Source organism: Flavobacterium sp. NRK F10 (assembly GCF_024054235.1).
Taxonomy (GTDB): Bacteria; Bacteroidota; Bacteroidia; order Flavobacteriales; family Flavobacteriaceae; genus Flavobacterium; species Flavobacterium sediminis.
The window spans coordinates 530,935-537,393 of record NZ_JAMXLC010000001.1 but is presented as its reverse complement, the minus strand read 5'-3'; the positions used below and the strand labels follow the sequence as shown (position 1 = coordinate 537,393).

At 34.2% G+C, this 6,459-nt stretch carries 10 protein-coding genes; 2 read left to right on the top strand and 8 right to left on the bottom strand.

Annotation, left to right across the window (positions count from 1 at the left end):
- A partial coding sequence (locus NHF50_RS02470; RefSeq protein ID WP_252774948.1) for a hypothetical protein occupies nucleotides 1-286 on the top strand: 286 nt, incomplete at its 5' end.
- A gap of 1 nt (nucleotide 287) precedes the next feature.
- Entirely contained in the window at nucleotides 288-1,634 is a 1,347-nt protein-coding gene (locus NHF50_RS15795; protein ID WP_252774947.1) for an HYR domain-containing protein, read from the top strand.
- A 52-nt stretch (nucleotides 1,635-1,686) separates the two neighbouring features.
- On the opposite strand, the gene NHF50_RS02460 is transcribed toward NHF50_RS15795, so the two are convergent.
- From NHF50_RS02460 to NHF50_RS02425, 8 genes are all read right to left on the bottom strand, one after another.
- Nucleotides 1,687-2,562, bottom strand: coding sequence for a D-alanine--D-alanine ligase (locus NHF50_RS02460; protein WP_308219293.1), 876 nt, complete (start codon nucleotides 2,560-2,562; stop codon nucleotides 1,687-1,689).
- Nucleotides 2,563-2,733: 171 nt separating this feature from the next.
- Nucleotides 2,734-3,405: an NRDE family protein gene (locus NHF50_RS02455; protein WP_109568187.1), complete on the bottom strand. Its 672-nt coding sequence runs from the start codon at nucleotides 3,403-3,405 to the stop codon at nucleotides 2,734-2,736.
- Nucleotides 3,393-3,881 carry a DinB family protein gene (locus NHF50_RS02450; RefSeq protein ID WP_252774945.1) on the bottom strand — a complete coding sequence of 163 codons (489 nt, stop codon included), beginning with the start codon at nucleotides 3,879-3,881 and terminating at the stop codon, nucleotides 3,393-3,395. The genes NHF50_RS02455 and NHF50_RS02450 overlap by 13 nt, the downstream gene beginning before the upstream one ends.
- A 13-nt stretch (nucleotides 3,882-3,894) precedes the next feature.
- Complete coding sequence (locus tag NHF50_RS02445; protein ID WP_109568186.1) at nucleotides 3,895-4,263, bottom strand: DoxX family protein; 369 nt, start codon at nucleotides 4,261-4,263, stop codon at nucleotides 3,895-3,897.
- Nucleotides 4,264-4,268: 5 nt separating this feature from the next.
- Nucleotides 4,269-4,742 carry a peptide-methionine (R)-S-oxide reductase MsrB gene (gene msrB / locus NHF50_RS02440; protein WP_252774944.1) on the bottom strand — a complete coding sequence of 158 codons (474 nt, stop codon included), beginning with the start codon at nucleotides 4,740-4,742 and terminating at the stop codon, nucleotides 4,269-4,271.
- A 9-nt stretch (nucleotides 4,743-4,751) separates the two neighbouring features.
- Complete coding sequence (locus tag NHF50_RS02435) at nucleotides 4,752-5,204, bottom strand: YHS domain-containing (seleno)protein (RefSeq protein ID WP_109568184.1); 453 nt, start codon at nucleotides 5,202-5,204, stop codon at nucleotides 4,752-4,754.
- A 50-nt stretch (nucleotides 5,205-5,254) separates the two neighbouring features.
- Nucleotides 5,255-5,953, bottom strand: coding sequence for a Crp/Fnr family transcriptional regulator (locus NHF50_RS02430; RefSeq protein ID WP_109568183.1), 699 nt, complete (start codon nucleotides 5,951-5,953; stop codon nucleotides 5,255-5,257).
- A 9-nt stretch (nucleotides 5,954-5,962) separates the two neighbouring features.
- A complete protein-coding gene (locus NHF50_RS02425; RefSeq protein WP_109568182.1) occupies nucleotides 5,963-6,406 on the bottom strand; it encodes a DUF4268 domain-containing protein in 444 nt (147 codons plus the stop codon).
- Nucleotides 6,407-6,459 lie beyond the last annotated feature (53 nt).

The window sequence follows — 6,459 nt, the reverse complement described above, 5'->3', positions numbered from 1 at the left end:
AGAGACCAGTGGTACTTTAGTCGGAGTAGCAGGTGATGTGGTAACCAACGGTTGTACACAATACATTGATTATACGTTCACTATCACAGACGACTGTGGCAATCAGGCAGTACCGGTAGTGATCCGCGTAAGCCGTCACTACGATATGGAATTACCTGTTATCGTAGATTCCGGTGATATCGACTTGCAAGGTTGTAACACGCCTTGGCCGGTGGAAGTCACCACAAGCTGGAGTGATAACTGTGGTGTAAACGGAGAGTGGTACTTTAGTCGGAGTAGCAGGTGATGTGGTAACCAACGGTTGTACACAATATATTGATTATACGTTCACTATTACAGACGATTGTGGCAATCAGGCAGCACCGGTAGTGATCCGCGTAACCAGACTATTTGATGAAACTCCACCAACACTGACTTGTCCTTCAGATATAGAAGTGTTTGATTGTGAAGGAGATCCGGTTATTGATATTCCTACAGCTTACGACAATTGTGATGAGGATGTGAGTGTGATTCCGACCCGTTCTGATGGTTTAGCATTGAACGATCCATTCCCGGTAGGAGAAACAGTAACTGTTACGTTTACTGCAGAAGATGATTGTGGTAATCAGTCGAGTTGTAGTTTTACAGTACTGGTTAATTCATGTGATAGTCCACATTGTACGTATACACAAGGTTTTTATGGTAATGTAAATGGAGTTGCTTGTACTCCTGGCGGAGGAGGAATTATGGCTCAGGATATTATGGTGGCAGCATTGACTAATGTCGGAGGAGAATTTAATTTCGGTAGTTTGAGTACAGGTAATTATTTCTTATTGAAATTATCAGACATTAATGCAAATCCGATTACGGCTCAAAATAATATCTTTAAAATGCTTCCCGGTGGCGGAACGCCAAGAAAATTGGTTGATTTTGCAACCTATGATATATATGCGACATGGGCAGATAATGATCCTCTTAATGCGAGCTTTAAGAAAAAAGGAAGAATTAATAATAATTTGTTAAGCCAAACAATAACCTTATTCTTTAATTTACAAATGGATACAGCCTTGAATTCAGTGATGTTAGAGAATACATTTGCAACAGTAGATGTGGAATGTGGAACTGATACTCCGATTCCGGATACTACTCAGATTTTTACTATTCCTCAAAGTGTTATTGCTTATCTGAATATGAATGGAGGGGCTACAGTTGCTAATTTGTTTATACTGGCAAATCAAGCGCTCGGAGCAGAAGATATCGGAGGCTTATCTCATTCGGATATTAATCAGGCTGTGGATGCCATTAATAGAGGGTATGACGGATGTAGAATGAAAGTAGCTGTTCCTGCTGAAGAGACTTATACAGATTCTTCTTCCGAAAGTATCTTTACAGCTGATTTTAAAGTTTACCCAGTTCCGTTCAGAGATTATATTACGATTCAGTATTTGTTCCATTATAAATCTGATGTTGAAATTCAGATTTTTGATGCCAGAGGTTTGTTGTTAATGACAACATACGATAATGATGCTTATTATGGTAAAGAGATTAGAATTAACACAGATTTTAATGCAGTAGGTAGAGATGCTGTCTACTATGTTAAAGTTATTTCTAAAACAGGAGTTTCAATCAAAAAAATCGTAGCGATGAGTTATTAATTAAAAAAAGCGACGAAAAGAGAAGGGCAATGGATTCATTGCCCTTTTTTATTTAGAATTTTAAAATAGTATTATAAAACTCAATGTGTTTTTTAAATTCGTTAATACCTTGTGTCGTACTTAAATAAGGAGATCCCTTTTTATGATTGTCTTTGCTGATTAAGTAAAGGTAGTGATAATGACGGATCAATTCTTTCCAACCAAAAAAGATAGAGTGTTTCGGGTCATAAATATGAGTAGGTTCACTAATTGCTCCGTTAATTTCTACAATCTGAAAGTTTTTTCCGTTTTCCAGGTCTTCAAAATCGGTAAACATAATATCCATTCTTCCGTAATGAAATCCTTCGATCTGATTGCAGATCTCTGTAAATGTGGCTTCTAATTTTGTTGTGATCTTATGACTTCTGTCTATAAATTTAGTTCCTCTGCAATGATTTCCGTAAGGAACCAAATTAAAGGTTTCTCCTTCCGGTAAAATAGTGTCTAAATAATTGTTGTATTCTTTTTCTAAAACTTCAATTTGGAATTCATATCGAGGGTCTTTTAATAAAATTTCCCGAATGTTTTCTTTTCCGTTTCCGGTAACTATCAGGAATTCTTTCCAAACAATTCCGGTGATCCTTCCTTTTTCTTCTTTGGGGAGTTTAACATAGAATAGTCCTATTTCATTTGAAAAAGGAATACAATCCTGCAGTAAAAAGTCAAAATCAGCCTTTTGCCAGTAGGATTTAACTTCTTCCGGATTGTACAGCTTCTTTACAGCTGTTCCTCTTAAACCGATATCCGGCTTGGCAATTAACGGAAATTGTAAATTTCCATTTTGGATTTGAGTTTCAATAGCTGAGAAATCAGTTCCCGTTTTAATTAATTCAGTTTTTGGATAATATTGCTGTGGAATTAAATCATATATTTCTTTTTTGGATTCCATAAAAAATCCACCATTTTTAATGGTTGGATTGGAAGCATTAAAGTAAAATAAAGATCTGGTTCTCAATACATAAAAGAGATATTGAAAGTAAACGGGGAAATAAATAATTTGATAGGGCCAATATTCCCAATGAGTCAATTTATGGAAAAATAAACGAAATTTTTTCATACGTTACAGCGGTAAATATTCCATAGTTATAGAGCCATCAGAGCTATAGAAGCATTGGGTGATACTCACGGTTTTTAATTCGTTATTTCTGTTGATTTGTAAGCCGAATTCCTGATTCTCTTTTTGGGTAAACTGATGAAAGTTTAAAATAGATTCAGGAGAAATAGTATCATTTTGTTCTAAGAATTCTTCAAACCATATTTTTCGTTGAGTTCTTATGGAAGCACTATACAACGTAGAAGAAGACCAGATATGAGCTATATTAATATCTAAATGAAGTATAGATTTTTCAATCTCATTCCACTGCAGCTGATACAAACCATTTCCGTCAAAAAGGACAATAGTAAAAGGTTCTATGTCTGTTAAATCAGTTGTTTTCCAGGTTTCTAAAATACTTTCTGAAGCAATCAAATCTAAAGCGATTAAACCTCTACTTTTGCGATATTTTGGCTTAGGAATGTGTTTTTCCTGAGCACCATTCAATAGAATAATAATGTTTTCGGAATCATGCGCTATCCATGTTCCGCCTGCTTTCGGGTCTTTCGGAAAGTAGATCGTTTTTCCGTTCAGTTTATAAAGTTGCGGAGGAACAGCAGTAGCTCGACTTGTTTTTTCATCCCGGTTAGAGGTAAGGCAAAAACCGTTTTGAGTGGCTAAAAAAGTTACTGTGCACATTTTAAACGGTATTCAATAGTAGATTTAGCTACGCCGAAATGATCGGGTAAAGATACGTGAGAAAGCTTTAGCGCAGCTACTTTAATTAAAGCTTGGTGATGAATGCTGTGCTCTAAATTGTAGAGTAATTCTCTGAAATAATTGGTTTCAACAGAAAAACTAACCAAATCAATTCCTTGTTCAAGTTGCATTTTTTTATTCGGTTTGTCAATTTCACAGCATAAACTTTCTATACGATCAATAGCTGTTGTTATCTGAGTTTGTATTAAAACATTTCGTTCCCTGAAATCATAGTTTACAATACCAGAAGCGTAATTGTTTACCAAGCATTGATAAAGTTCAACAATATGTCGTATATGCTCACCGATGCTGGCATTGCTTAATTCAAGATGTTGTATTGTGTAATCCTCAGGCTTTAATTGCCTTAAGAAATCAAGAATTTCGCAGAAATTTTTTTTTACAGAAGATATTAGCATTTTTATAGTTTGTTTAAAATAAAAAATTTTTAGCATCAGTGATCAGAACATAACAGCAACAAGTAAATGTAACACAAGCCATGAGAAATAAACTTCCGTGGTCTTGATTTATTTCTATATTGAGAATAAAAATATGTGATAGAATAGCACCTAGCATTGTCCCGACTCCTAAAATAGCACCATAGAATGATTTTTTAGGAATCAAGAGTAAAATAGAAGCAATTAATTCTATTATTCCGGTTCCGATTCTTCCATAAGGCTCTAAATTCAGTTTGCTGAAAAGAGCAACACTTTCCGGTGCCGCTGTAAATTTATAAAATAAAGTTTGCAACATTATAACAGCCGGAATTATTCTGGATAACCAATAAATCAATCGTTTCATGAGTCTTATTTTTCCGGAATGAACTTGATCGAAACAGAATTGGTGCAAAATCGTTTTCCGGTAGTTTCTCTTGGACCATCATCAAAAACATGTCCTAAGTGGCTACCGCATTTAGCACACATAACTTCAGTTCTGACCATTCCGAAACTCAGATCTTCTTTGTAAATAACCGAACCTTTGATTGCCTGATCAAAAGAAGGCCAGCCACAATGCGAATCAAATTTGGTATCAGAAGTAAAAAGTTCATTACCGCAAGCGGCGCAAACATATTTTCCTTTTTCAAAAGAGTCCCAATATTTTCCGGTAAATGCCCGTTCAGTACCTTTTTCGCGTAATACTCTGTATTCTTCATCGGAAAGTTCGGCTTTCCATTCAGCATCCGTTTTTTTGATATCAAAGTTCATATCCTCACTTTTTTTAGTTTGTGATTGACAAGATTGAATCACTAAAATTAAAATTAAAAATAATATCTTTTTCATAGCACATTTTTATTTTGTTATTTTTAGCCAATTTGTATCAGCTTTCTTTTTTAACACTGTTTCATTTTTATTCCAACTTTTTAGTGTGTTACTAAAATACGCATTATAAAATAAATAGAGTTTACCATCTATAATTTTAAAAGTCTGAGGATTAATCTCAACTTTTGAACCGTTGTTTCCCATAGCATAAGCACACCACCCGCCATATTGAGGTTCGTATCGCTCAGGATTGGCTTCTACAAGTTTTTTATGGTTTAAAGAGCTACAATAATAAATGGCATTGTGGACAAAAACAGCAAATTCCTTTTTCCCTTTTACTGCTTTTCCAATGGTGAAATAACTGACCGGATCGTAGCCTTGTAAAGCAACACCTGATTCCAAATTTCGATTTTCTTTTGGATTTTGGCCCAAACTAATCTGAAAAAAGGAAAGGATGAGTAATAAAACTATTTTCGTTTTCATAACTATTATTTTTAACAAAGTTATGACGCTTTCAACAATAGAAATGTAAACTACTTTACTTTACGGATCAAATTTTTGAGTTGGGTAAGATTCGGGATTATGATTTCTTTTCTGGAGTAATAAATCTGATGCTCATTTTCTAACTCATTGAGTAGCGAAATAGTGGTTTGTCGGGAAGTACAAATGATTTGGGCAATATCATTTTGCGTGAGGTAATTTTCAATGCGAATGCCTCCGTTTTCTTTTATGCCATCACGTTCAGCCCACTCTGTTAAAAAGAGTAAAAGACGCGTTTCCGCATTTAAAAAAATAAGATTGTTATAGTTGTTTTTCCATTTTTTGATTTTAAACCCGATAAATTTGGTGTAAGATAAAGCTAAATCAGGGTATTTTCGCATCAGGTTCTCAAAATCTGATAATAGAAAACTACATATAATAACTTCATCAGAAAGTGCTTTGGCAACCTCATTCGAAACACCTTGTTCTAAAGTAAGTTCACCGAACAAGTCACCTTTCTGAATGATCTCTTTTATTTGCTCATTCCCATCATCATCCATTGCAACAATTTTGATATTTCCTTTCTTCAATAAAAAGATCTGAGGAACTTTTGTATCTGAAAAATAAAGAATATCTCCTTTTTTAGCTTTCTTAAAATTAGAGATAATACATAATTGTTTGATCTGGTTATAGCTCAGAATTCTAAAAAGCTTGTGGTCACGCAGATACCAGTATTTTAACTCTTCATACATATAGTAAAGTTAAGTATTAATCTCCAGATCTTTGATGTATTCTTCATGCTCATAAAAAAACATTTCAAAAGCAGTCATTTTTTCGTAAAAGAAATCAAAAACTTGCGACCATGTATTTTTATTGTTGATGCTGATTCCGGGAAGTTCTACCCAAATTCGGCTGATCTCTTTTCCGCTTTCTAAAAAGTAATGCCGCTCAAAAATAGCATCCGGTAAATAGTCTTCTTGCAAAATAGTTTTTAAAGATTCCACTTTTTCAAAGTAAATTTTACGTTTTTCGTCTTCTTTCGGCTCAATATCAAGAGAAACCTGAGCTTTTTTATTATCAATGTAAAATTTAAAAGAAACATCTTTGATCTTGGTATCATAGAGTAACCATTTGCGAGGATATTCTTCAGCAAAATGGGTCCAAAATTCTTTTTTTATTTGACGGGCTTCTTCTTTACTAAACATAATTATGGCTAAAAAAATTGATTTTTGTTAAAAATAAAGCTAACTTTATAGGA

Coding starts and splice junctions, on each gene's coding strand:
- NHF50_RS02460 (WP_308219293.1), bottom strand. CDS start 2,562: ATGGAATCCAAAAAAGAAATATATGATTTAATTCCACAGCAATATTAT.
- NHF50_RS02455 (WP_109568187.1), bottom strand. CDS start 3,405: ATGTGCACAGTAACTTTTTTAGCCACTCAAAACGGTTTTTGCCTTACC.
- NHF50_RS02450 (WP_252774945.1), bottom strand. CDS start 3,881: ATGCTAATATCTTCTGTAAAAAAAAATTTCTGCGAAATTCTTGATTTC.
- NHF50_RS02445 (WP_109568186.1), bottom strand. CDS start 4,263: ATGAAACGATTGATTTATTGGTTATCCAGAATAATTCCGGCTGTTATA.
- msrB (WP_252774944.1), bottom strand. CDS start 4,742: ATGAAAAAGATATTATTTTTAATTTTAATTTTAGTGATTCAATCTTGT.
- NHF50_RS02435 (WP_109568184.1), bottom strand. CDS start 5,204: ATGAAAACGAAAATAGTTTTATTACTCATCCTTTCCTTTTTTCAGATT.
- NHF50_RS02430 (WP_109568183.1), bottom strand. CDS start 5,953: ATGTATGAAGAGTTAAAATACTGGTATCTGCGTGACCACAAGCTTTTT.
- NHF50_RS02425 (WP_109568182.1), bottom strand. CDS start 6,406: ATGTTTAGTAAAGAAGAAGCCCGTCAAATAAAAAAAGAATTTTGGACC.